The organism is Gemmobacter aquatilis, assembly GCF_900110025.1.
GTDB classification, from domain to species: Bacteria; Pseudomonadota; Alphaproteobacteria; order Rhodobacterales; family Rhodobacteraceae; genus Gemmobacter; species Gemmobacter aquatilis.
The window spans coordinates 62,699-85,252 of sequence record NZ_FOCE01000011.1; the positions used below are offsets into that span (position 1 = coordinate 62,699).

General features: G+C 63.5%; 24 protein-coding genes and 1 pseudogene. 15 read left to right on the top strand and 10 right to left on the bottom strand.

The features are described from left to right. Nucleotides 1-255: 255 nt before the first annotated feature. Both BMX43_RS16265 and BMX43_RS16270 read right to left on the bottom strand, forming a co-directional pair. On the bottom strand, nucleotides 256-1,323 hold the full coding sequence (locus tag BMX43_RS16265) for an IS110 family RNA-guided transposase (protein ID WP_091303217.1): 1,068 nt from the start codon (nucleotides 1,321-1,323) through the stop codon (nucleotides 256-258). 334 nt (nucleotides 1,324-1,657) lie between these two features. Further along, entirely contained in the window at nucleotides 1,658-2,632 is a 975-nt protein-coding gene (locus BMX43_RS16270) for a LysR family transcriptional regulator (protein WP_245749508.1), read from the bottom strand. A 45-nt stretch (nucleotides 2,633-2,677) separates the two neighbouring features. Here BMX43_RS16270 and BMX43_RS16275 point away from each other — a divergent pair, with 45 nt between their 5' ends. From BMX43_RS16275 to BMX43_RS20410, 7 genes and pseudogenes are all read left to right on the top strand, one after another. Continuing rightward, the gene (locus BMX43_RS16275) at nucleotides 2,678-3,748 is read left to right on the top strand and encodes a 4-oxalomesaconate tautomerase (protein WP_091303218.1); all 1,071 of its coding nucleotides are present in this window, start codon (nucleotides 2,678-2,680) and stop codon (nucleotides 3,746-3,748) included. Nucleotides 3,749-3,816: 68 nt separating this feature from the next. Further along, the gene (locus BMX43_RS16280) at nucleotides 3,817-4,788 is read left to right on the top strand and encodes a Bug family tripartite tricarboxylate transporter substrate binding protein (RefSeq protein WP_091303219.1); all 972 of its coding nucleotides are present in this window, start codon (nucleotides 3,817-3,819) and stop codon (nucleotides 4,786-4,788) included. 5 nt (nucleotides 4,789-4,793) lie between these two features. Further along, a complete protein-coding gene (locus BMX43_RS16285; RefSeq protein WP_091303220.1) occupies nucleotides 4,794-5,309 on the top strand; it encodes a tripartite tricarboxylate transporter TctB family protein in 516 nt (171 codons plus the stop codon). A 1-nt stretch (nucleotide 5,310) separates the two neighbouring features. Continuing rightward, the gene (locus tag BMX43_RS16290) at nucleotides 5,311-6,816 is read left to right on the top strand and encodes a tripartite tricarboxylate transporter permease (protein WP_091303221.1); all 1,506 of its coding nucleotides are present in this window, start codon (nucleotides 5,311-5,313) and stop codon (nucleotides 6,814-6,816) included. An 88-nt stretch (nucleotides 6,817-6,904) separates the two neighbouring features. Then, complete coding sequence (locus BMX43_RS16295) at nucleotides 6,905-8,179, top strand: ATP citrate lyase citrate-binding domain-containing protein (protein ID WP_091303222.1); 1,275 nt, start codon at nucleotides 6,905-6,907, stop codon at nucleotides 8,177-8,179. 13 nt (nucleotides 8,180-8,192) lie between these two features. Continuing rightward, complete coding sequence (locus tag BMX43_RS16300; RefSeq protein ID WP_091303223.1) at nucleotides 8,193-10,904, top strand: CoA-binding protein; 2,712 nt, start codon at nucleotides 8,193-8,195, stop codon at nucleotides 10,902-10,904. Nucleotides 10,905-10,940: 36 nt separating this feature from the next. Then, nucleotides 10,941-11,168: pseudogene (locus tag BMX43_RS20410) on the top strand (acyl-CoA thioesterase); the annotation flags it as partial. Nucleotides 11,169-11,322: 154 nt separating this feature from the next. On the opposite strand, the gene BMX43_RS16310 reads toward BMX43_RS20410, so the two are convergent. Continuing rightward, on the bottom strand, nucleotides 11,323-11,991 hold the full coding sequence (locus tag BMX43_RS16310; RefSeq protein WP_091303224.1) for a GntR family transcriptional regulator: 669 nt from the start codon (nucleotides 11,989-11,991) through the stop codon (nucleotides 11,323-11,325). Nucleotides 11,992-12,081: 90 nt separating this feature from the next. On the opposite strand from BMX43_RS16310, the gene BMX43_RS16315 reads away from it, so the two are divergent. The 4 genes from BMX43_RS16315 to BMX43_RS16330 all read left to right on the top strand — a co-directional run bounded on the left by BMX43_RS16315 (nucleotide 12,082) and on the right by BMX43_RS16330 (nucleotide 14,579). Beyond that, complete coding sequence (locus tag BMX43_RS16315) at nucleotides 12,082-13,095, top strand: AbrB family transcriptional regulator (protein WP_091303225.1); 1,014 nt, start codon at nucleotides 12,082-12,084, stop codon at nucleotides 13,093-13,095. Between the two features lie 407 nt (nucleotides 13,096-13,502). Beyond that, on the top strand, nucleotides 13,503-13,796 hold the full coding sequence (relB, locus tag BMX43_RS16320; RefSeq protein WP_091303226.1) for a type II toxin-antitoxin system RelB family antitoxin: 294 nt from the start codon (nucleotides 13,503-13,505) through the stop codon (nucleotides 13,794-13,796). Next, nucleotides 13,789-14,064, top strand: coding sequence for a type II toxin-antitoxin system RelE/ParE family toxin (locus BMX43_RS16325; protein ID WP_091303227.1), 276 nt, complete (start codon nucleotides 13,789-13,791; stop codon nucleotides 14,062-14,064). The genes relB and BMX43_RS16325 overlap by 8 nt, the downstream gene beginning before the upstream one ends. 236 nt (nucleotides 14,065-14,300) lie before the next feature. Further along, nucleotides 14,301-14,579, top strand: a complete 279-nt coding sequence (locus BMX43_RS16330; RefSeq protein ID WP_091303228.1) for an SH3 domain-containing protein — start codon at nucleotides 14,301-14,303, stop codon at nucleotides 14,577-14,579. Nucleotides 14,580-14,702: 123 nt separating this feature from the next. On the opposite strand, the gene BMX43_RS16335 is transcribed toward BMX43_RS16330, so the two are convergent. The 7 genes from BMX43_RS16335 to BMX43_RS16365 are packed head-to-tail and all read right to left on the bottom strand — an operon-like array spanning nucleotide 14,703 to nucleotide 19,440. After that, on the bottom strand, nucleotides 14,703-15,086 hold the full coding sequence (locus BMX43_RS16335) for a hypothetical protein (RefSeq protein WP_091303229.1): 384 nt from the start codon (nucleotides 15,084-15,086) through the stop codon (nucleotides 14,703-14,705). 15 nt (nucleotides 15,087-15,101) lie between these two features. Next, entirely contained in the window at nucleotides 15,102-15,794 is a 693-nt protein-coding gene (locus tag BMX43_RS16340; RefSeq protein ID WP_091303230.1) for an ABC transporter ATP-binding protein, read from the bottom strand. Nucleotides 15,795-15,797: 3 nt separating this feature from the next. Further along, the gene (locus BMX43_RS16345; RefSeq protein WP_091303231.1) at nucleotides 15,798-16,931 is read right to left on the bottom strand and encodes an ABC transporter permease; all 1,134 of its coding nucleotides are present in this window, start codon (nucleotides 16,929-16,931) and stop codon (nucleotides 15,798-15,800) included. Further along, nucleotides 16,928-18,073 (bottom strand): efflux RND transporter periplasmic adaptor subunit, encoded by a 1,146-nt coding sequence (locus BMX43_RS16350; protein WP_091303232.1) that lies wholly within the window; start codon nucleotides 18,071-18,073, stop codon nucleotides 16,928-16,930. The genes BMX43_RS16345 and BMX43_RS16350 overlap by 4 nt, the downstream gene beginning before the upstream one ends. A 3-nt stretch (nucleotides 18,074-18,076) precedes the next feature. Beyond that, on the bottom strand, nucleotides 18,077-18,673 hold the full coding sequence (locus BMX43_RS16355) for a TetR/AcrR family transcriptional regulator (protein WP_091303233.1): 597 nt from the start codon (nucleotides 18,671-18,673) through the stop codon (nucleotides 18,077-18,079). Between the two features lie 54 nt (nucleotides 18,674-18,727). Beyond that, complete coding sequence (locus tag BMX43_RS16360; protein ID WP_091303234.1) at nucleotides 18,728-19,003, bottom strand: DUF6522 family protein; 276 nt, start codon at nucleotides 19,001-19,003, stop codon at nucleotides 18,728-18,730. After that, nucleotides 19,000-19,440 carry an RrF2 family transcriptional regulator gene (locus BMX43_RS16365; protein ID WP_091303235.1) on the bottom strand — a complete coding sequence of 147 codons (441 nt, stop codon included), beginning with the start codon at nucleotides 19,438-19,440 and terminating at the stop codon, nucleotides 19,000-19,002. The genes BMX43_RS16360 and BMX43_RS16365 overlap by 4 nt, the downstream gene beginning before the upstream one ends. 120 nt (nucleotides 19,441-19,560) lie before the next feature. On the opposite strand from BMX43_RS16365, the gene BMX43_RS16370 reads away from it, so the two are divergent. Genes BMX43_RS16370 through BMX43_RS16385 form a run of 4 tightly spaced genes read left to right on the top strand, consistent with a single transcriptional unit; the run spans nucleotide 19,561 to nucleotide 22,553 of the window. Beyond that, entirely contained in the window at nucleotides 19,561-20,001 is a 441-nt protein-coding gene (locus tag BMX43_RS16370) for a hemerythrin domain-containing protein (RefSeq protein ID WP_281243151.1), read from the top strand. Continuing rightward, the gene (locus tag BMX43_RS16375) at nucleotides 19,994-20,680 is read left to right on the top strand and encodes a 5-formyltetrahydrofolate cyclo-ligase (protein ID WP_091303237.1); all 687 of its coding nucleotides are present in this window, start codon (nucleotides 19,994-19,996) and stop codon (nucleotides 20,678-20,680) included. Before BMX43_RS16370 ends, BMX43_RS16375 begins: the two co-directional genes overlap by 8 nt. Beyond that, nucleotides 20,677-21,882: an NnrS family protein gene (locus BMX43_RS16380; RefSeq protein WP_091303238.1), complete on the top strand. Its 1,206-nt coding sequence runs from the start codon at nucleotides 20,677-20,679 to the stop codon at nucleotides 21,880-21,882. Before BMX43_RS16375 ends, BMX43_RS16380 begins: the two co-directional genes overlap by 4 nt. A gap of 5 nt (nucleotides 21,883-21,887) precedes the next feature. Continuing rightward, complete coding sequence (locus BMX43_RS16385; protein ID WP_217643973.1) at nucleotides 21,888-22,553, top strand: NnrU family protein; 666 nt, start codon at nucleotides 21,888-21,890, stop codon at nucleotides 22,551-22,553. The last annotated feature ends 1 nt before the right edge of the window (nucleotide 22,554 follow it).

A 22,554-nucleotide genomic window follows, 5' to 3' on the forward strand; every position in this document is an offset into this window, starting at 1 on the left:
ACTTCAATTCCGGCCCATATGTATGTGTCGGCTGCTGTTCGCAATTGAGAATTTGGCACGACTTCGGAAATCGCTCATATGTATCCGGCCTGTTGATCGGCTCGCGGGCCGTGGCCTTGATGGGGTTACGCACGCGCCTTGGTCTCATTAGCGGCAAGGTCCTGGCTGACCATAAGGGCCGTCAGACTCTGGGGGCGTATTTTCTCCGTTCCATGCTGTCTCTCTGTCGCGAACTCCTTCTGACCGTGGAAAGCGTCAGATGGTTTCCATGGCCATATCTCTTGGGGCGTCGAACCGGGTCCCGTGTCGCAGAACGCTCCATGCGGTTCGGGCAAGTTTGTTGGCCAGCGCAACGGCTGCCTTGTTGCGCGGCATGCGTTTCACCGCTTCGGTCAGCCAGGGGCCGAAGCTGAAGGTGGACCACCTGTTCTGACGCATCATGATCACCTTCGCCGCCTGAACGAAGAGCATACGAAGATAGCGGCTGCCCCGTTTGGTGATCCGCCCGAGGATCGTTCTCCCGCCCGTGCTGTATTGGGTCGGCACCAAACCGACCCACGCGGCAAAGTCCCGACCTCGGTCGAAAGCCTCCCCCTTGCCAACTGCCGCGACCATTGCCGTCGAGATCATTGGACCGATCCCGGGGATGGTCATGACGTTGGCGCAGTTCTCTTCCGTGCGGCTGATCTCCTCGATCTCGCCCGAGACGTCCTCGATCCGTTTGTCCAGCCACAGCCAGTCGCCGTAAAGCCCGATCAGAATACCGCGCATCCGGGGCGAGATCTCGCCCCGCCGCTGTTCGAGGATCGCCTCAAACGAATTCCTCAACGCCCGCAGACCCGAGCGCACAGTGATGCCCTGTTCGATCAGAAAGGCCCGGATCTGGTTGATGCTCGCCGTGCGCCGCGAAACCAGCCGTGCCCGGACCCGATGCAATGCCTGAAGATCAAGTTGATCCTGATCCTTCTCCGAGACGGTCCGCAGGTTAGGTCGCAGCGCCGCCTCAGCGATTGCCTCGGCGTCATTGTAGTCATTCTTCTGGCCCTTGTTGAAGGGCTTCACGTAAATTGCGGGGATGATCCGCGGCTCGAAACCCATGCCTCGTAGCGTCCGGCTGACAAAATGGGCGCTGAGGCAGGCTTCCATCCCGACGATGCAGCGTGGGAGCTGTTCGAATGTGGCACTCAACGCCAGCCGCTTGATCTGCTTGCGCATGACCAGCTGGCCGGCGCGGTCGAACCCGACCAGATGAAACGTGTCCTTGCCGATATCGACACCGACGACGACAAGGTCTTCGAAGCTTCCTGTCTTGTTTGCACACATGGCTACTTCTCCTTGTTGCACGGTTGATCCCTCTTCAGGGTAACCCAACGGTGGGGAAGCAGCCGACACATCCCATTAGCCGCCATTGGATCGCCGCTGCAGCAAATATCTCGGTCATATGTCGAGCGAAAGGCGGCCGCCCCTCACGCTGGACTACAAATCGTCGCTCCAACCATCACGACCGGGCAACCCAGCCCTTGAAAGTGAGGGCGGTGCACAACAACTGGATGTCCCGGAAACCGGCGGTTTTCAGCAGCTCCACCTCTTACTTGGGCGGCAGGATCGGCAGGCGTTCCTCCATTGCCGCGATACTGGCCACCGCCTGGAGGACTCCTCAGTTCTTGATAACGCCCGTACGTTGCCATTCATTGACCAGGAGGTCCCTAAACCGCATGGCTGCAGGTGAGAGCGGGGCGCCGCGGCGCTCGACGATGCCGATCGTGCGAGACACGACGGGATCTTCAAGCTGGACGGTGGCAATCAGCGGGTGTTCATGTTGCGGTGTGGCGAGTTTCGGAAGTACGGAGATTCCCAGCCCCGCTTCAACCAGCCCCAGGGACGTCGACAGGTGGTTGACCTCGTAAAACCAGTTCAGTTCCAGCTGCAAACCTGTCGCGGCCAGAGCCCGGTCGAGAACGGCACGGTTGCCGGATGACTTTGACACCCCGATCAGCGGATGCCCGACGAGTTCGCTCCACGGCAGGGTCTTGCGCCCCGAGAACGGATGATCGCGGCGGCAGGCGAGGACAAACGGGTCTTCCATCAGTGGCGTGAACAGCAGGTCATCCCGCGTGGCGCCGGTAATGTTGATGCCGAATTCGACTTCGCCGTTGGCGACGGCATCAAGCCCCTCGTTCGCCGACAAGTCCATGATACGGAAGCGAATTCCTGGGTATCGCGCATTGAACTCCCGCACGATGCCCGGCAGGAAGTAGAAGGCGGCGGTGGGCACCGAGGCCAGCCGGACCTGCGTTCGATGGCGTCCGCCCAGATCGGAAATCGACAGGATCGATTCCTCGAATTCATCGACGAGCCGGCGCACCAGCGGCATCAATTCGCGCCCGACCTGCGTGGGGCCGACGCGGCGCGTTGTGCGCTCTATCAGTTGCGCGCCCACGGCCTCCTCCAGCGCGCGGATGCGACGCGAGAGGGCAGGGGGTGACAGATTAAGCAGTTTGGCTGCCACGTGGAACGATGAAAGCTCCAGCACCGCGAGAAAGGCCTTGAGGTCAAGGAATTCGAAATTATTCCGCATAATGGAATAATAGATCAATTCTTTGCAATTCACAACACAGAAGATTCCCGGCATTCCATGTCCAAGGGGCGGCAAGTTCCGCCTGGGAGGAAGACCCAAATGGATGACCTGATGCGCATACCGTGCGTCCTGATGAGGGGCGGCACGTCCAAGGGACCTTTTTTTCTGCGCAGCGATCTGCCCGCAGACCCGGCGCAGCGCGATGCGCTGCTGATAGAGATCATGGGCTCTGGCCACCCGCTGGAGATCGACGGCATCGGGGGGGGCAACCCCCTGAGCTCAAAGGTCGCCATCGTCGGACCGGCCAGCCGCGAGGGGGCGGATGTCGACTACCTCTTTGCGCAGGTGAAGGTCGATGAACAGATCGTCGACACCGCGCCCAACTGCGGCAACATGTTGTCGGCGGTCGCGGCGTTCTCAGTTGAGCGCGGGCTGGTGCTGGCCGGGCCGTCCGAGACGCGGGTGCGCGTGCACAACGTAAATACCGGCAAGATCATCGAGGCGCGTATCCTCACGCCGGGGGGCGAGCTACGCTATCAAGGTGACGCCGGTATCGACGGCGTGCCGGGCACGGCGGCGCCGGTCTATCTGGCATTTCTCGAGGCGATCGGGGCCAAGACCGGGCACCTTCTGCCCTCGGGCGCGCCGCAAGAGGTGATTGATGGGGTTCCGGTCTCGTTGATTGATGGCGCGACGCCGGTCATGATCGCCCGGGCCGAGACCTTCGGACTGACAGGTTCAGAAAGCGCACAGGAACTCGACCGGAACACCGCGTTCATGGCACGGCTTGAGGCCGTTCGCCTGAAGGCCGGGCAGAGGATGGGTTTTGGCGACGTCGCGCAGTCGGTGCTTCCCAAACCGGTGCTGATCGGCGCCCCGCAACGCGGGGGCGATCTGGCCGTGCGGTACTTCACACCATGGAGTTGCCATTCATCGCTTGCAACGACCGGGGCCGTTTCGGTTGCCGTTGCCGCGACGCTGCCGGACAGCATCGTGGGCACTGCCATGCCGGATCTGCGTTTGCCCACTGACCTCACATTCGAACACCCGTCCGGTCGCATGGCCGTGCGCGTGGAGACCGACGCAGCGACGGGCCAACCCGTCGTCTTCGTCACCCGTACCTGCCGCCGTCTGTTCGAAGGCGCTGCTCTGGTGCGACGCAGAAACTGACGGCAAGCCGCTGGAGGGGCTGGACCTGCAGGCGGAACCGGAGATCTTTGTTCAAGGGAGGAACTGACATGCTGAAATTCAATCGTCGTGCCGCGCTGGCGCTTGGGGTGGCGCTGTTGTCGACGGCGGGCCTGCCCGCGCTGGCGCAGGACTATCCGTCCAAGCCGGTGACACTGGTCGTGTCCTATGCGGCTGGTGGTGGAACCGATGCGATTGCACGCGTCTTTGCCGCGCGGCTCGAAAAGGCGCTGAATGGCCGCGTGATCGTGGAAAACCGCCCCGGTGCGGCCGCAAACATCGGGACCGAGGTGGTCGCAAGCGCCGATCCCGATGGTTACACCCTGCTGGTGGGCAATCAGGGCCCGATGGCGGTGAACCCGCATATCTTCAACCTGAAACACGACCCGGCCGAAGCGCTGGACCCGATCGCAATGATCGCCGATGCCTCGCTCGTGGTGGTGGTCGGTCCGCGCCTGCCGGTCACCTCGCTGGCCGAGCTTCTTGAAAAGGCCAAGGCGGGAGAGTTGGTTTACGGTTCGGCCGGCAACGCCTCGGCAAGCCATGTCGCGACGCTGCTTCTGGGTCAGACGGCGGGGATCGATCTGAAGCATGTGCCTTACAAGGGTGCAGGCCCGGCGGTGAATGATCTGGTCGGTGGCCATATCGACTTCATGGTCACCACCATTCCGTCGGTCATCGGCCTCGTCGGCGACGGCACGCTGACCGCGCTGGCGGTGACCGGCGCTGAGCGCTTTGCTGAACTGCCCGACGTTCCGACCGTCGCCGAGTCCGGACTGCCGACCTACACCGCCTCGGCATGGTATGGCCTGCTGGGGCCCAAAGGGCTGCCGCAGGACGTGCGCGACAAACTGGCCAGCGCCACGGCCGAAACACTCGCGGATCCGGAGTTCATCGCCAAGCTGAAGAACGATGGCGGCGTGCCCTCGGCCCTCTCCGGGCAGGCTTTCGCTGACTTCATGGCCGCGGAACGTGCCCGCTGGGGTGAGGTCGTCAAGGCCGCCAACATCAAGGTGGAGTGACAGAAATGAGCCACGAGGTCACCAACCCGCCCCCGCCACGACCCTTGATCGGCCGAGAACGGCTGGCCGGGCTCTGCCTCGTGGTTTTCGGGCTCTTTGCCCTCTATGCCAGCGCCGATCTTCCCTTCTTCACCGAAGGGGGGGTTGGATCAGGCCTTCTGCCGCGCGCGTTGTCGGTGCTGATCATCCTTCTGGGAATTGTGCAGCTGGCGATCTGCTGGCGCGAGCCACCGGAATCAACCGGCAACTGGCCGATCCGAGACATGGTTCCGGTGCTGGTCGGGATCTTCCTCTTTGCCCTGACGATCCGTGGTTTTGATTTCGGATCGTTCAAGATCCCGGTGCTGGGAATGGCGGTCGCAACGCCGCTGGCGATCTTCTGCTCGGGCATGGCGGCAAAGGATGCGCGTCTGGTGGAGCTTCTGATCTTCACGGTGGTGTTGTCTGCGCTCTGCATTGCCTTGTTCCGTTTCGCGCTCGGGCTTTCGCTGCCTGTTGCGCCTTGGCTGATCGGATACTGACATGATGGACATGCTGTACAATCTGGGGCTGGGCTTTGCCGTCGCGCTCACGCTCAAGAATGTGTTTTTCTGCTTTGTTGGCTGCCTTATCGGCACGCTTGTGGGTGTGCTTCCCGGTGTCGGCCCGGTCGCGACCATCTCGATCTTGCTGCCGGTCACGCTGGCGCTGGACCCGACCGGTGCCCTGATCATGCTGGCCGGGATTTACTACGGCGCGCAGTATGGCGGCTCGACCACGGCCATTCTGGTGAACATCCCGGGCGAGGCCACGGCCGTCGTCACCGCGATTGACGGGCACGAGATGGCAAAGCGCGGGCAGGCCGGGCTGGCACTTGGGCTTGCCGCCATCGGATCGTTCATCGCCGGCACCTTTGCGACCATCGTCATTGCGGCGCTTGGCGTTCCGATGACCAAGCTGGGTCTGCTCTTCGGTCCGGCAGAGTATTTCTCGCTGATGGTCATGGGCCTCGTGTTTGCGGTCGTGCTGGCGCATGGATCGCTGACCAAGGCCGTGGCGATGATCCTGGCGGGCGTGCTTCTGTCCTGCGTTGGGGCGGATATGGAAACCGGGCGCGAACGGATGACCTTTGGCCTGCACATGCTGACCGACGGGATCGAATTCGTCGTGCTGGCGATGGGCGTCTTCGGCTTCGGCGAGATCTTCAAGAATCTGGCTGACCCCGAAAAGCGCGATCTGGTGAAGGGTTCGATCGGGCGGCTCTGGCCCAGCCTGCGTGACCTGCGCGAAAACATGGGCGCAATCCTGCGCGGGACGGGTATCGGTGCGGTGCTCGGTGTGCTTCCCGGCAACGGCGCGATCCTCGGCCCATTCGCCAGCTACGCGATGGAAAAGCGGCTGTCGAAGCGCCCGCAGGACTTTGGCACCGGCGTTTCGCAGGCGGTTGCAGGGCCTGAATCGGCAAACAATGCCGGCGCGCAGACCTCGTTCATTCCCTTGATGACGCTGGGCCTGCCACCCAATGCGGTGATGGCGCTTATGGTGGGCGCCATGATGATCCAGGGCATTGTTCCCGGTCCGCAGGTCATCGAGCGCAACCCGGAGCTGTTCTGGGGCCTGATCGCCAGCATGTGGATCGGCAACCTGATGCTGGTCATCATCAACCTGCCCCTGATCGGCCTCTGGGTGAAGCTGCTGCAGGTGCCATACCGCTTGCTCTTCCCTGCCATTGTCGCCTTCTGCTGCATCGGTCTCTTCTCGATCTCGAACGAGCCGACGCAGGTGATGATGGCTGGTGCGATGGGTCTGGTGGGATTTGCGCTGTGGAAGCTGCAGTTCGAGGCCGCGCCGCTTGCGCTTGGCTTCGTGCTGGGCCGGCTGCTGGAAGAAAAGCTGCGTCAGGCGCTGATCATTTCGGATGGCAGCATGACCACCTTTATCACCTCGCCGCTGTCGGCCTTCCTTCTGGCCATCGGGGCCTTCGCTCTGCTCGTCGCGGTGCTGCCGTCGATCCGCAAATCGCGCGACGAGGTGTTCAAGGACGCCTGATCCGTCCCCCTGACCTGGCCGCGCGCTGACCTGCGGCCAGGTCCCCTCCTATCTCCCCCAAAATCTCATAGCCAACTGGAGGAACCTGATGCAGGTGACCGGAATGCTCACGGGTGCACGTCTGCTGGCCCATGTCGGATTTCCCACGTCGGAAATCCTTGGCCCCGACGCAACAGAGGATCAGATCCAGGGTCTGATCGACCGACACGGCCTGATCTTCATCAAGCCGCTGTTCCGGGGCGGGGTGGGGAAGAAGGGCAAGGCCGGGCTGATTGGTCGCGCCCGTGATCTGGGAACCGCACTGGCGGAAAAGGAGCGGCTCTACTTTGCCGAGCACCGCCACGGCAATGCGGTCGCCAAGGCCAATGGCGTGACCTTCGAGGCGGGCGTCCCTGCGGAACATGAGGTCTATTTCGCGATCACCGACGACACGCGCTTTCGTGCCCCAACGATGACGCTGACCCACCGCGGCGGGGTGGATATCGAGGAACTCGACAAGTCCGAGATCGCGAGCGTTCCGTTTGATGCATTGACGGGGATGAAGGCCTTCGTCGTCGCCAATGCCTTGACCGAGATCGGTGCCCCGCGTGAGATCATCTCGCCCCTGACGCAGCATCTGCCGAAACTGTGGGAGCTGATGCACCACTACGGCATGACAACGCTGGAGTTGAACCCGATCCGCATGATGCCGGGCCGCGATGGCCGGCTGACCCCCATCGCCTGCGACTTCAAATGCGGCTTTGACCGGGACGACCTGCGCGTGGGTCGCCTCGGCCTGCCGGATTATCTGTTCGCCGCCGACATTTCCGAGTTCGAGCAAGAGGTGAACCAGCTGCGCACCCATCAGGGGCAGTCGGACGTCTTCGTCATCAACGAAAAGGGCACCATCCTTGCGCCAACCTTTGGCGGTGGGGCGAACAGTCTGGTGACCGAGGTTCTGGGCGATGCCGCCATCATCTCCTCCGATTTTGGGGGCAACCCGCCCTATGAGAAGATGAAGGCCGTCGCCTCGATCTGCTACCGTCATTTCCTGAAGCAGACCAATGTCCTGTTCATCATTGGCGGCAAGTCGAACAATACCGACATTCTGGAAACCTTCCGGGGCATGGGTGATGCTCTGCGCGAGCACTTTGCCCGGCATGGACCGGTGCCGCTCTATGTCGTGGTTGGGCGCGGCGGTCCGAACCTTGTGCGCGGCATGGGCAACCTTGCCGATACGCTGGACAGCCTTGGCGTGCCCTACCGCTTTTTCGGCTTCGACAGCGCAATTTCCGAAGTGGTCAACCATGCCAAGCAGGTCGACCAATGGATGCGCGGCGGTGGGCGTGCCGAGATTGCCCGCGCGATGAACATCAGCATCTGACAGGAGACTTGCCATGTATCGCCAAGGGGTCGCGGATTTTCCGTATTTTCTGGGCATTGACCGTCTGGATCAGATCGCAACGCCCGATGACCGGGTTTGTGTGCTGAACATTCTGGGGAGCGAAAGCCGCACTGTGACGCCGGTCAGCCACGCCTTCTCGGGTGGCAATGTGGTGTTCGGCACCTCGCCGGGCCGGTCGGGGCAGGTTCTGAAGACGCTGGCAGGCGACATTCCGGTGTTCAACACCGTGCTTGAAGGGCTGAGAGCCGGGCATCGTTTCAACACCGGGGTCGTCTATCTGCCACCTTCGGGCGTGCGCGATGGCGTGGCCGAGTTGATCCGCGTCAACCCGGAGCTGCGCAAGATCGTCATCATCACCGAAAAGATCGCGGTCCATGACGCGCGCGAGATCCGGGCCATGGCGCAAACCTCGGGCATCGATATCGTCGGGGGCAACTGCCTTGGTGTTGCTGACAGTTGGTCGCGCGTGCGCATTGGCGGCGCGCTTGGTGGAGATCACCCCGAGGAGTCACTCATCAAGGGCTCGGTCGCCGTTTTCTCGAACTCGGGCGGGTTCACGACCACCATCGCGCAATACATGGCGACGGCTGGATGGGGAACGACGACGCTGATTTCGTCGGGCAAGGATGTGTACATCCAGTATGCCGCGCGTGACTTTGCCCACGCCTTCGGCAATGACTCCCGCTCGCGTGCGGCGGTGCTCTATGTCGAACCTGGCGGCTATTACGAACGGGGCATCGAATGGTCCAAGCCCGTGGTTGCCTGTGTGGTGGGCCGCTGGAAATCACGGCTGACACGCGCCGTGGGCCATGCCGGGGCGATGGCAGGCGCGGGCGACAGTGCCGAGGACAAGGAGCGCTGGTTCATGGAAGCGTTCGGAGTCAAAGGCATATTCACGCCCGCAACACCGCACGTTTCGGCCAAGGGTGCACTGGTGACGAACATTGCCGACATTCCGGCGGCGCTTACGGCGGTGATGGCGCTGAACGGGGCCTCACCCGATTTTGCGCCGCGCGGATCGCTGACATTGAAGCCATGGATCGCGAACGATCAGGGGCTGCCGCTGCCATCCGAGATCGCCCTGCCCGTGGTGACCGCACCTTCCCCTTACGACCAGCAGATCGCCGGACTGTCTGACCAGATCGGCGCGGTCATCGCGCGGCAGGGGATGAAGGACAAATCAGGTGCCAGCGTGATGGATGCCCAGACACAGGTGACCAGCGTGCATGGTCACACTGTGCTCGATCTGGCGCTGCAACCGCTTGAGGCAATGTTTGCCTTGCCGCTTGTCCACGAAATTGCCGACGCGAATGATCGGGCGCTGCTCGATGTAGCTGTGGCTGCTGAGGTCAACCTGGTGGGGGATCCGATCCTTGTCGCGACCGATGCCGCGCGTGCGGGGGCCAATGCCCCAAACGCGATCATGGCGGTCGCCGCGGGTATTACCGGCCCGCACCGGCTGGAGCGGGCCCTGGCCTGCGCGCAGGCGCTGATCGAGCTTTTCGCCAAATCCGGCTTGCGCGATGGCCGCGACGAAGGCTTTGACCTGTCCAGGATCCAGATCGATGACGCGACGCGCCGGTTGTTCCTTGCCACCGCCGATGAGGCTGACGACCCAAGACCCGAGGCGATGCTGGAGGCGATTGCCGCCCGTGGCGGCCGGTCGGTCTTTCTGAACTTCCTGATGGGTCTGGGCGCCCGTGTCTCCCGTGACGCGATCCTTGCCGCCATCACCACGACGATCGCCTGGGGCCCGCTGGTGCGCAAGCGGATCAGCCGACTGACGGCCGGGACGCTGCCCTGGTATCTGCGGCTTTATGGCGTGATGGTGGGGGCGACGATCCCCGGCCAGCATCACCAGCCCGGCAGCCTCTGGGGCATTCCCCGCGCCGAGCGGTTTCAGGACTGGACAATGGCCGACCTCTGCTGCCTTGCAATGACCGGCAAAAGGCCAGCCCCGAACGAGGCACTTTACATCCAGATCCTCATCGGGCTTCTGATCTCCAACGGCCCCGGTGCAATCTCGGCGCAGGGTGCCAAGGGCGCGGTGGCCGCCGACGGCCCCCAGACACCCGAGCGCGTGCAGATCAACAAGGCGATGATGGGCTTTCTGACCCATTCGGGCTACAGCCACGGCGGCAACGGGTTTGAGGGCATGGCTTTCCTTCTGGACCAGTTCCGCGACAGCGGGCTGACAGATCCGGCCAACCCGGACCACGGGCTTGACCTGAAGGCGATGGCCCGCCGCTTTGCCCTTGCCTACAAGGCCGAAAAGCGCAGCGCCAAAGACCTGGGGCAAGAGGTGCGCGCCCTTCCCGGCGTCCACCATCCGGTCTTCAAGGGCAAGCCTGAAAACTTTGACCCGCGCGAACGCTTTATCGCGCGCTTCATGGAGGAACGGGGCGAATACAACGTCTTCCACGATTTCTACCGACATCTGGTGCGCGAGTTGTTCGAGGTGGGGGCCTCTCCCTATGTCTTCTGCGTAAATGTCGATGCGATCATCGCGGCGCTGCTTCTGTCTGTGCTGTGGAAGGATTACCAGTCCGGGGCCCTGACCTCGCGCGATCTGGAAACCGCGGCCTTTACCGTGTTCCTGTTCGGTCGCATGATCGGGGCGGCCGCCGAAATCGACGACCATCTGAACAGGGGGCGCAACATGGATACCCGAACGCCCGCATCCGCTTGTGGCCATGTCCTCTGAGCAGCCAGCGGGCGAGCCGTCATCCGCACCATCGCCATGCCCGCCGACGCCAACCCGTCGGGCGATAACTTTGGGGGCTGGCTGATGGCCCAGATGGACCTTGCGGCGGGCAATCTTGCCGCAAGGGCATCGCGGGGCCGTTCGGCCACCATCGCGGTAGAGGGGATGACCTTCCACAAGCCTGTGAAGGGTTGGGAGGAAATGTCGCTTTACGCGGACATGGTTTCGACCGGTCGGACATCGATGCGCATCCATGTCGACGCATGGCGGCGCAACAGATATGCCGAAGAGAGCGTGATGGTGACCGATGCCACCTTCACCTTCCTCGTGCTGGACAGCGAGGGGCGGCCCGCCTCTTGGTTGACCGGCAGGACGCGTCGCCCGATCGCTCTGCACTCTGGCCCGCTGCGATGGCGGTCTACGGCTCGTCGTGCAGCGGGATCTCGCGACCACGCATGGCGCGGATGCGCATGGACAGGGCCGCTTCGACATGGGCCCGCATCGCCGCTTCGGCCGTCGCCCCGTCACGGGCCTGCAGCGCCGCCAGGACGGTGGCATGTTCGCTCAGGGAGGCCGTCACGCGGTCAGGGTCGGTGAGCGTGCTGGACCCAAGGATCAGCAGCGTCTTTTGCAGCGCGCTGACTGCCTTGACCAGAAACCGGTTGCGTGCGGCATCAAGCAGCGTGCGGTGAAACTGCCGGTTCAACTCGCGCGCAATGGGGCCCGGCGGGGCAGAGGCCAGATCAGCGTTCAGTGCGGCAAGTTCCGCCAGTTCGATCTCGGATGCGGCCCGCGCCGCAAGTCGCGCCGCCGTCCCCTCCAGCACCGCGCGCATCTCGTAAAGTTCGATCACTTCAGCATAATCGAGGCTGCGCACCGTCGCGCCCTGACGCGGCAAATGCACGACCAGCCCGTCGGCCTCCAGCTGGCGGATCGCCTCGCGCACGGGGGTTCGGCTGATTCCCAGACGCGCGGCAAGATCGGTCTCGCGCAGACGCGTTCCAGGGCCAAGCCTGCCCGCACGCACCTCTTCAAGCAACTGGCGGTAGGCGCCCTGTCCTTGGGAAAGGTCGCTGTCCTCCGTCATCCTGACACCTCACTTGCCATTTTGGTGTCCATATGTATACAACTGTATTCAAAATCGGCAAGGAGTCGCATCGTGTTTTCTTCGCTGTCCATGCGGCTTGTGACTTTCGGCCTTGCGTTGGCGGGTGCCGTCCTGTTCCAGATCGCCGGGTTGCCGCTACCCTTCCTCTTCGGGCCGATGGCCGCCTGCCTGCTCGCGGCTCTGGCCGGGATGCCGCTCAAGGGGGTGGGGCTGATCTCCACCCTGTCGCGGGCTATTCTGGGGGTCGCGATCGGCGCATCGATCACGCCCGAGGTGGTGGGGCGCATCCCGCAGATGGCGGGCAGCGTGGCGCTGGTTCCAATCTATGTGGTGTTGATCGGCTTGGTGGGCGTGCCGTTCTTTCGACGTCTCGGATTTGATCCCGTGACGTCGTGGTATGCCGCGATGCCCGGCGGGCTGCATGACATGGTGACCTTCGGACAGGAGGCAGGTGCAGATGTGCGCGCGCTGTCCCTGATCCATGCAACCCGGGTTCTGGTGATCGTGACTGCGGCCCCGATGATCCTCGCAGGGCTTTATGGCGCGGGGTTGACCGGTGCCATCGGCGCGCCGCTTCGCGATCTTCCGGTTTCGGAGATCATCCTGATGACCGCCGCCGCCTTGATCGGCTGGAAGGGTGCCGAGCGGTTTGGTCTGTTCGGTGCCTCCATCCTTGGGCCGATGATCGTGACTTCCGCGCTGACGCTTTCGGGGCTGATCCATGCCCGCCCACCCGCCGAGGCCATTCTGGCGGCGCAACTCTTCATCGGCATCAGCATCGGGGTCCAGTACGTGGGTGTCACCCTGCGCGAACTGCGGGGTTTTGTCCTGTCTGGCCTCGCCTTTGTCGCCATTCTCGCGGTTCTGGCTGCCGCCTTTACCGAGCTTGTCACCCTGACGGGGCTCGCCAATCCGGTCGAGGGGTTTCTGGCCTTTGCGCCGGGTGGGCAGGCAGAGATGACCGTGCTTGCGCTGGTGGCCGGTGCCGACCTTGGCTTCGTGATCCTGCATCACCTGACGCGAATGGTGGTGGTTATTCTCGGCGCACCGGTTGCGGCGCGTCTGTCTGGCATAAAACGTTAGCTTTCCTAAGAATTGTATTGGGTGACGATGACATTCGGAGCGCCCGATCTCTGCTTGTGCAAGGGGCCGCTATCTCGGTCTACGCCGGTTACTGCGCCGCACCGACATAGGCCGCTTCCCGCCCGTCAGGTGGTTTCAACTTGGTTGGCCGCTGCGGTCTGCATTAGCGTCCGCTATCCTGGGGGCGCTGCGAGTGCCACGCTGCACTGCCATCAGGCCGCTTTCCATAGCCGCCGGTCGACCTCCACCTATGCTGCGCGACGGCGATCCCGAAAACGGTCATTCAAAAGGGGCGCAGCGTACGGGTCTGTTGGACGGCCGATCTGCGAAAGCGTAGCGCCTATCCTCCTCGTTGACTGAGTATCATTTGAGATACATACTGCCATCTCAACACCGCGGAGCAGGCCATGCCCACACAGTCTTCGATGATCCACATTCGGGTCGATGATCAGCTTAAGGCGAAAGCCGCTGACGCCCTTGCGGGGGTGGGCCTCACCCTTTCGGATGCGGTTCGAATACTTCTCACGCGTGTGGCAGCAGAAGGTGGGATGCCGGCCGGGTTGACGGCAAATCCGGACGCCTACGACTCTTGGTTTCGGGCCAAGGTGCAGGAAGCGCTGGCTGACCCAACGCCCGCGACTCCGCATGACCAGGTCATGAGTGAAGCTCGAGCACTCATCGCCGGAAAGCATCGTGTCTGAACTCCTGTGGAAGGCTGCCGCAGCTTCTGACCTGATGGCAATCGTTGACTACATCTCCGATGACAATCCTGAAGCAGCGCTCGCTCTGATGGACGAGATCGAAAGCAAGGTTGCCCTGCTTCCTGCCCATCCCAAGCGGTGCCGAGTTGGCCGCGTGCAGGGGACACGGGAGCTTGTGGTTCGACCGAACTACATTGTCGTCTACCGTGAGGACGCCGAAGCCGTGACAATCCTCCGCGTTTTGCACGCGGCGCAGATGTGGCCTTGAAGGAACCAAGGCGGCCCTAAGCTGTCCGTCGGGCTCATCTCATGCTACGCGGCCTCATTCTCCGAAGCTGCCCTCGACTGGTGCCACGGCGAAATCCTGATCAGGATCGTCGCCCCACCGGATGGAACCGGCCGTCAATGGTTGGTCTGATGCAACGCTTATCCGCGTCCGTTTTCTGCCCGCTGTCATTTAGCGTGATGGTGTTGTATTGATGGCGAGACGATTCAGGACAGATAATGCGACCTCATTTTGCTGCGCTCCTCGCCCTCATGATCGCTACCGGATGCACGGTCGGTTCTGGTGCAGTCGTCAAAGGTGCCGGGTCAGATGATCTCCTGAAGCTTCGCGAAGGCCCGGGCCTCAACCACAAAATCATAATCGGCCTGCCAGACGGAACGCGCCTCACCCGTCAGAACTGCGTGACGAATAACGGTAAGGTCTGGTGCAAGGTCTTCCTCACCGACAAGCCCAGTGTCTCGGGGTACGTTTCGGCGGACTATCTAGCGCATCGCTGACAGCGATATTCTGCTCAGGCCGACGGCTGAACTCGGCGCCGAGCCCCGCCGCTGGCGGCCCAAAGTGGCCGGTGGCTCTGGACCAAGGCAGTAAGGCAAGTACTTAGAAGCCGCCAGTCAAAGTCATATTTGGCGGACTCTTCCGTTGGCTTTTGCCACTATTGCGATCATCATCCAGATGGCCAAGCGCAACACCATGGCTCCCATGGTGCGGGTTTCAAAAGCTGCTTCGGTCGAAATCCGCCACAGAAACGCCGCGAAGACAGCGGCAGTGGCGAGGGCGATGATAATCGCAAGGCCCGTTGCCCAGCCGGTCTGATACCAAAGGCCCAGACCGGCAGCGACATAGGCAAACCCTGCCAGGAAGTTGAACCACAGAACAAATGGGACGACAGCGCCCATGTCGGCGCCGCCGAAGAGCGCGCGCCCGCCCGAGACCAGGGTCAAGAGACCGAAAGCGATTGCGAGGATGGCTACGACATTCAGGGAACGGGTGCGGGTGGGCATGGCCTTCTCCTTTGTTCAGGCGTCCGCAAGGCGACCATCGCGCAGGTGGATCAGGCGGTCGAAGCGGTCGAAGATCTTTTCGTCATGGGTTACCGCAATGATGCAGGCCTCTTGTTCTGTTGCGAGTTTGCGCAAGAGATCCATCACCAGTTGCGCCCGACCACTGTCGAGCGCGGCAGTGGGTTCATCGGCCAGAATGATGCGGGGCCTGTTGGCTAGGGCTCGCGCGATAGCCACGCGTTGCGCCTCGCCCCCTGACAGCAGGGCGGGTTTAACCTTTGCGCGATGTCCGACCTCCAGATAGTCCAGAAGTTCGCGCGCACGAGCGCGGCCCTTCGCTGCGGACCAACCGGCAAGATCCAACACGACCGAGACATTTTCCTCGGCCGTCAGGAAGGGCAGAAGGTTATGCGCCTGAAAAATGAAGCCGATCTTGTCGAGCCGGAGCCGCCGTAGATCACTGCGCAGCCATATGCCGTCAAACACTGCGTCTCCGTCGAGTTCGACCCGGCCGGCGGTCGGGGCAAGAATGCACCCGATGACGTTGAGCAGCGTCGTCTTCCCGGACCCCGATGGGCCCAGCAAGGCGATGACCTCTCCCGCGTGCACGCGCAGATCGATGGAGCGCAGGGCATCGACACGGGTCTCACCCTCGCCATAGTGTTTGGCAACGCCCTGCACATTGACCAGAATATCGCCCAAGGTCATGTGTCAGCCCCCGAGTGCAGTAGCGGGATCGACCTTCAGCGCCGCGCGAACGCCAAGTCCCGATGCGACAAGGCAGACCACCAGAATGATGCCGGTCAGCACGAGTGCGTTGAAGGGCTCCAGCACGACGCGACGGGGGAAGTTGTCCTTGACCAAGAGGATCAGTGCCAGCCCGATCCCAAGACCCGAGGCCCCAAGGAGCATCGCCTGTTGCACGATCAGCGCCACGATGGTGCGGTCCGGCGCACCGATCAGTTTGAGCGTGGCGATCTGTTTCAGCTTCTCCATCGTCATCGTGTAGATGATCAGCGCAATGACTACGGCACTTACCGACAACAGGATGCCCAGGAACAAGCCGATCTGCCGCCGCGCCCGATCCACGACCGAGGCGAGCAAGAGGTCTTCCTGTTCGGTCTGGCTGAGGGCGGCGAGGTGTTTCCATTGCCGCACCGTCGCCGTGAGCAGCGCCACATCCGCGCCGGGTTCAAGCCGCGCAATGACGGCTGCCACGGTTGCGGGACGGATGCCCTGATCCCCGCGGGCGACCTGCACGCGAGCGGCCGCGGGGTCAAGCGCGGTCTGCAGTGTCAGCGCGTCGGCCAAGGTCACGTAGACGGCCGGATCGCCAACTGAATTCATCGCGTCTTCGACCAACCCCGCTACACTGAACCGGTTACGGCCAAGACGGATGGTGTCACCCAGCACGAGCCCGGTCTTGCGATCGGCCAGCAGTTCGAAATGGCTCGTGCCCAAGCCACGCCCCTCGGCGATGCGTTGCGGCCCGCCGGGGCGGCCAGGTTCAAAGCCGATAACGTAAAGGCGCAGCGTCTGGCCCGCATGCGCGGCCTCGATCGTCTGGTAGGTGATGGCACCGGCCTCAGCTACGCCGGGCATGCGCGCCACGGCGTCGCGGGTATCGGCGGGGATGCTTGACGCTTCGGCAAAGGGACCCTGCGTGCCCGCCTCTACCACCCAGATATCGGCGGCGGGGGCCTTCACCACGGCCAGAGCATCGGCGACAAGGCCGTTGTAGATGCCGATCATCGCCAACACGACGGTCATCAGAAGGCCAAGCCCAAAGCAGGTCAGCACAAACCGGAAAAGGCCGTGGCGAATGTCCTTGATGGCCAGGTTCATGGCGCGGCCTCGATGCGTGCCAACCGCCCCTCGTCCGCGCCCTGTGGCGGAGCAGCGACGATCTGCGCGCCGTCTGGCAGGCCGCCCGTCACCTCGACCCGACCGCGATCATCCCGCGCGTCAAAGGTCAGCTGAGTTCGTGCCAACCGTCCATCTTGAACGATCCAGACAGTTCCGCGATGGCCGTCGAAGCCGGAGATTGCGATCTCGGGCACCATCAAAGCGCTGTCGCGCGTACCAGTCAGGATACGCACCTCGGCCTGTTCGCCGAGGAACATCTGGGTCGGACAATCGGCGCAGGTCAGCCAGACGCGGCGTTCCTCGTTCACCCGGTCGCTTTCGAGTCCTATCCGCGCGATGGTGCCGCTGTATTCGCCGGCAGGCTGTGACCGAAGGCGAATAATGCCGGGCTGGCCAAGCGCCAGCTGTCCCGCGCGTTCTTCGTCGATATAGGCCTGAATCCAGATCGTAGCGGGGTCGATCAGAATAAAAATCGGGTTGCCTGCGCTGACCACGGCCCCGGCCTCGGCGAGGCGGGTTACGACTAACGCGTCGAAGGGCGCGGTCAGGCGGTGGTGATCAAACAGAGTCTGTTCGAGTTGCAGAGCAGCTACAGCATCCTGCCCCTGCGCCCGGATGACGGCCAGCTCGGCCTCTGCCACAGCCACCTCGGCGCGGGCGACATCTTCATCGCGCTGCGCTTCCTCTGCCCGCTGGGCGGGCGCGTTGCCCTGCAGCGTCAGTTCCACCTGACGGCGATTGGCGGCCTCGCGCTGTGCCAGAATGGCCAGCGCGCGGACAACCGCCGCTTCAGCCTTGGTCTGATTGGCGGTATTCGCCGCCATGGCGGCGCGGGCACGGGCGACGCGAGCCTCCTGCTCGGCCTGATGCAATGCGGCCAAGTCCTGGCCCTGCGACACGCGGTCTCCGGCATCGGCTGAAAGCGACAAAAGCGCCCCACCCACCTCGAACCCCAGGCGCGCCAGCACCCGCGCCTCGACCGTGCCAAGACCATAGATGCGTAGGGCCACGTCGGCTTCGGTCGGAACCACCGTCACCGTCAGCGGGCGCTCGGTCAGGAATACCGCCCCGGCACCTGCAGCCACGACAGCCGCCACCGCAAATAGCCAGGTCTTGCGCATCAGTCAGGCTCCCTTTGCTGAAAGCAGGTGCAACTGGACATCCAGCAGGCGCAACCCTTCTGCGTGCAGGGCAAAATCGCGCGCGCCGAGCGACCATCGGATAGCCACCCCCTGAACCAGCGAGGCTAGCAGCACTGCCGCATCCGCCGCCGCCACATCGCTGCGCAGGGCATCGGCCCGCTGCCCTTCTGCCACCTCGCGCGCCAAGTGGCCGTGAAACGTGGCCAACCGGCCCCGGAACGCCGCCCGGAGATCCGCGTTCTCGACATTCAGTTCGCGCGAGAAGAGGAGCATGGGCATCGCGGGCGTTGCCGCGATCTGGCCCAGTTGCGCGCCGATCAACGCCTTGATGCGTTCAACCGGAAGGTCGGCCTGCGCCAACGCCGCATCCCAGGCCGTGGTCAGCGTTTCGGCGACATGATCGGCCACCGCGTTCCACATCGCGGCCTTGGTTGGAAAATGCCGGAAAATGGCGGCTTGCGTCACGCCAACTTCGATAGCGACCGCACCGGTGGTCACCCGATCCGGCCCTATCCGGTCAGCGAGGCCCAGGATGGTGGCGACGATTTCAGCCTTCCGCAGATCGGACGTCTTGCGCACGGGCGGTCTCCAAGTAAGTGAGTAACTGACTACTAACTTAATCGTCAGGCTAAGTCAATCCGGCGTGGCGGACGACCGGGCTCGGACTGGAAAGCGCGACGTTGACAGGATCGTGCCCGCTTCATCCACCGTGAACCGGCAGGCGCGGCCTGCATGGCGAAAGGTCAGGCGCCAGCGCCTGGCGTCGGCGTCCACGCCAGCCTCGCAGATCGAGGTCAGGCTACAGTCCCGTATGGCCTGCCGTATCCCGTCTTCGGTCACTTTGAAAGCCTGGACCAGCAGGGGGGCGGAAACGACAAAGTCCGAGCCATCGCGTTCCACCTGTGTCATTGCGGGACCACCAGAGTGCCCGGTGTCTTTTCCAGTGGCGTCAAGGCGATATCGGCCAGGGTTGAGCGGTCCAGATCGTCAAGGAAGGCCGCCTCTGCTGACCGCAGGCGGGTTTTCAGGCGGCAGCGGGCATCGATGGAACAAGTGCCGCCCCCTGACCCGAAACACTCCACCAGCGGCCGGCCTTCCTCCAGAAGCCGGATGATCTGGCCCAGCCGGATCTCGGCCGCAGGGCGGGCCAGCATGGCCCCACCGCCACCGCCGCGCCGCGTCTCGATCAGACCGGCGCGCGCCAGATGCTGGATGATCTTGGCCAGATGGTTGCGCGACAGGCCAAGGTTCCCGGCCAGTTCGGCGCTTGTGAATGCGCGGGATGGATCGCCCGCCATCCGCATCAGCATCCGCAAGCCAAAGTCGGTGAAGGAGGTGAGGCGCATGTCAGTCGCAATCCTTGAATGGGTATTTATAATACCTATTAACAGGTCTAAGCCAGACTGCAAGACGGAGACTCAGATGGACATGGGTGCAATCAAGACCCCACCGCCCTGACCCACTACATCGAGACGCGTTATCACGCCCGCCACCGGGAACAATTGCCGGTGCTCGCCGCCATGGCCGAGCGGGTCGAAGATGTGCATTTCGGCGATGACGGTGTTCCCGAGGGCCTGTCCATCCTGTTGCGTCAGATGATCGGCGAGATGGAGGTGCATATGAAGAAGGAAGAACTGATCCTGTTTCCGGCCATCCGTCGAGGCGGCATGCCCGGGATCGAAAACCCGATCGCAGTGATGCGCGCCGATCATGCAGGGCATGACTGCGAGGTGGCCGAAATTCGCCGCTTGACCGGGAACCTGTCGTTGCCAGATGGGGCCTGTGGCACCTGGACCGCGCTGTACCGGGGTCTGGCAGAGTTCACCGCCGACCTGACCGAGCATATGCGGCTGGAAAACGATGTGCTATTTCCACAGTTTGAACCCGCTGGGCGGGCCGATGCCTGAGGGACGTCTGCTCGCCTCGTCCCCCTGTCTGGCCGGCGAAATCGCTCCCAATGGGTTCGACCCGCTGGCGGTGGACCCCGAACAGGCACGGGATGTTGCGCGCTGGCGCCGCGCGGAACGCGTCCGCCTGCGTGTGGCACGGGACGCGCTGAGCGTGGCAGACCGGCAAGCGGTAGGTGTCGCTCTATCCGCGCATTTGCGTCACTTGCTGGCCCAGCAGTTTTCCGGGGCGGCGGGCCTGACCCTGTCTGCCTACTGGCCGATCAAAGGTGAACCAGATCTGCGCGACCTCATGGCGGATTTGCACGGCAGGGGCGTGACCCTGGCGCTGCCGGTGGTCGCGGTGAAGGCCGCCCCGCTGGTCTTTCGCCGCTGGATGCCCGGCATGGCCATGGTGCGGGGCGACTGGAACATCCCCGTGCCGCCGCCCGATGCCGAACCACTGACGCCCGATATCGCCCTTGCCCCGCTTGTCGGATGGGATAGGGTGGGCTTTCGGCTGGGCTATGGCGGGGGCTACTTTGACAGGACACTTGCTGCGCTGTCGCCGCGCCCGTTCACCATCGGCATTGGCCTGCAATCCGCGCGCCTTGCCACGATCTTTCCCCAACCCCACGACATCGCGCTGGACGTCATCCTGACCGAGGCCGGGGTTCAGTTCCACCGCGAGGGCCCATGACCACATCCACCGAACAGATGCGCGCTTGGGCAGGGCCCGCGATCCTGACTTATGGCTTTCGGCCCTTTTTCTTTGGGGCTGGGGTCTGGGCCGCCTTGGCAATGGTGCTTTGGGTGCCGATGCTGTCGGGCGATCTGACCTTGCCCACCGCCTTTGACCCCGTGTCATGGCATGCGCATGAATTCCTGTTCGGCTATCTGGGGGCCGTCATCGCGGGATTCCTGCTGACCGCAGTGCCGAACTGGACCGGACGGCTGCCGATTGTCGGTTGGCCGCTGGGCGGGCTGTTTGCCCTTTGGCTGATCGGACGGGCGGCGGTGGCGGTGTCGCTGTATCTGCCGCCGCTTGGCGTGGCCCTGGCTGACCTGGCCTTGTCCCTGGCCCTTGCCGCCGTGATCGGGCGCGAAATCGTGGCGGGCAAAAACTGGCGCAACCTGATCGTGCTGGCGATGCTGGGCGTGCTGATCGTGGGCAACGCCGTCTTTCATTGGGAAGCAGCGCGAGGCGACTATGCGGCGGGGGGCTACGGCCTGCGCATCGGCCTTGGAGCGGTGGTCATGATGATCGCAGTGATCGGGGGGCGGATCGTGCCGTCCTTCACACGCAACTGGCTGGCAAAGCGCCCCCCCGGGCGTCTGCCGGTGCCACCGATGCAACGGTTCGACAAGGCGGCGCTCATGGTTCTCTTGCTGGGACTGCTGGCTTGGATTGCCTTGCCAGACCACCCCGCAACTGCAATCCTGTTGCTACTGGCGGGCGGGCTGCACCTTGTCCGGCTGGCCCGTTGGGCGGGCGACCGGACCCTTGCCGAACCCTTGGTCGCCGTCCTGCATCTAGGCTATGTCTTCCTTCCGCTGGGGGCCGTGGCGATTGCAGCCGAAATCCTGATGCCTGGGTCGCTTGGGATGGCAGCCGCGCAGCACCTGTGGATGGGCGGGGCGGCGGGTCTGATGACGCTGGCGGTGATGACGCGGGCCACGCTGGGCCATACCGGGCAGGCGTTGACCGCCGGGCCGGGGACGGTGGTCCTCTATGCCGCTCTTGTCGTGGCAGTGCTGGCCAGGCTGGCGGCGGGCATCTGGCCGGATCAGGCGCATCTGCTGCACATGGCCGCGGGGGCAGGGTGGATCGCAGCCTTCGGCGGTTTCGCCGTGATCTACGGCCCCCTGCTGCTGCTGCTGCCCGCCGCCAAACGGATGTAGGGATCGTGGGCTGGCTGGAATTTGCCGCAGGGTATGCCGGGTTCTTCATAACCCATTCCCTGCCGGTGCGGCCCCCCTTGCGACCGATGTTGCAGGCAGCACTTGGGCCGCGGGGCTTTACCCTGGCCTATTCCGCCCTGTCTCTGGCCGCGTTGGCATGGCTAATCGTTGTAGCGGGCCGGGCGCCTTTTGTGCCGCTGTGGAACTGGGCGCCTTGGCAGCTCTATGTGCCGCTGGTGGCCATGTTGCCGGTTTGCCTGATCCTGGCGCTGGCCATCGCGCGGCCCAATCCGTTCTCCTTTGGCGGCGCGCGGAATGCCAATTTCGACCCCGCCCGCCCTGGTATCGTTCGTTTGCACCGCCACCCCCTGCTTCTGGCTCTGGCGCTGTGGGCAACCGCCCATGCCGTGCCGAATGGGGATCTGGCGCATCTGATCCTGTTTTGCACCTTTGCCATCTTTGCAATCCTTGGCACGCGCCTTGTTGACCACAGGCAGCAGCGCGAGATGGGAGACACATGGCAAAAGCTGCGCAGCGACGTCGCCCGCACCCCACTTTGGCCGCCATCCCTGACCGGCGACGATGCCTTGCGTCTGGTCGCGGGCATTATCTTTTATGCCACGCTGATCTGGCTGCATCCGGCTCTGATCGGCGTCAGCCCGTTGCCCTGAG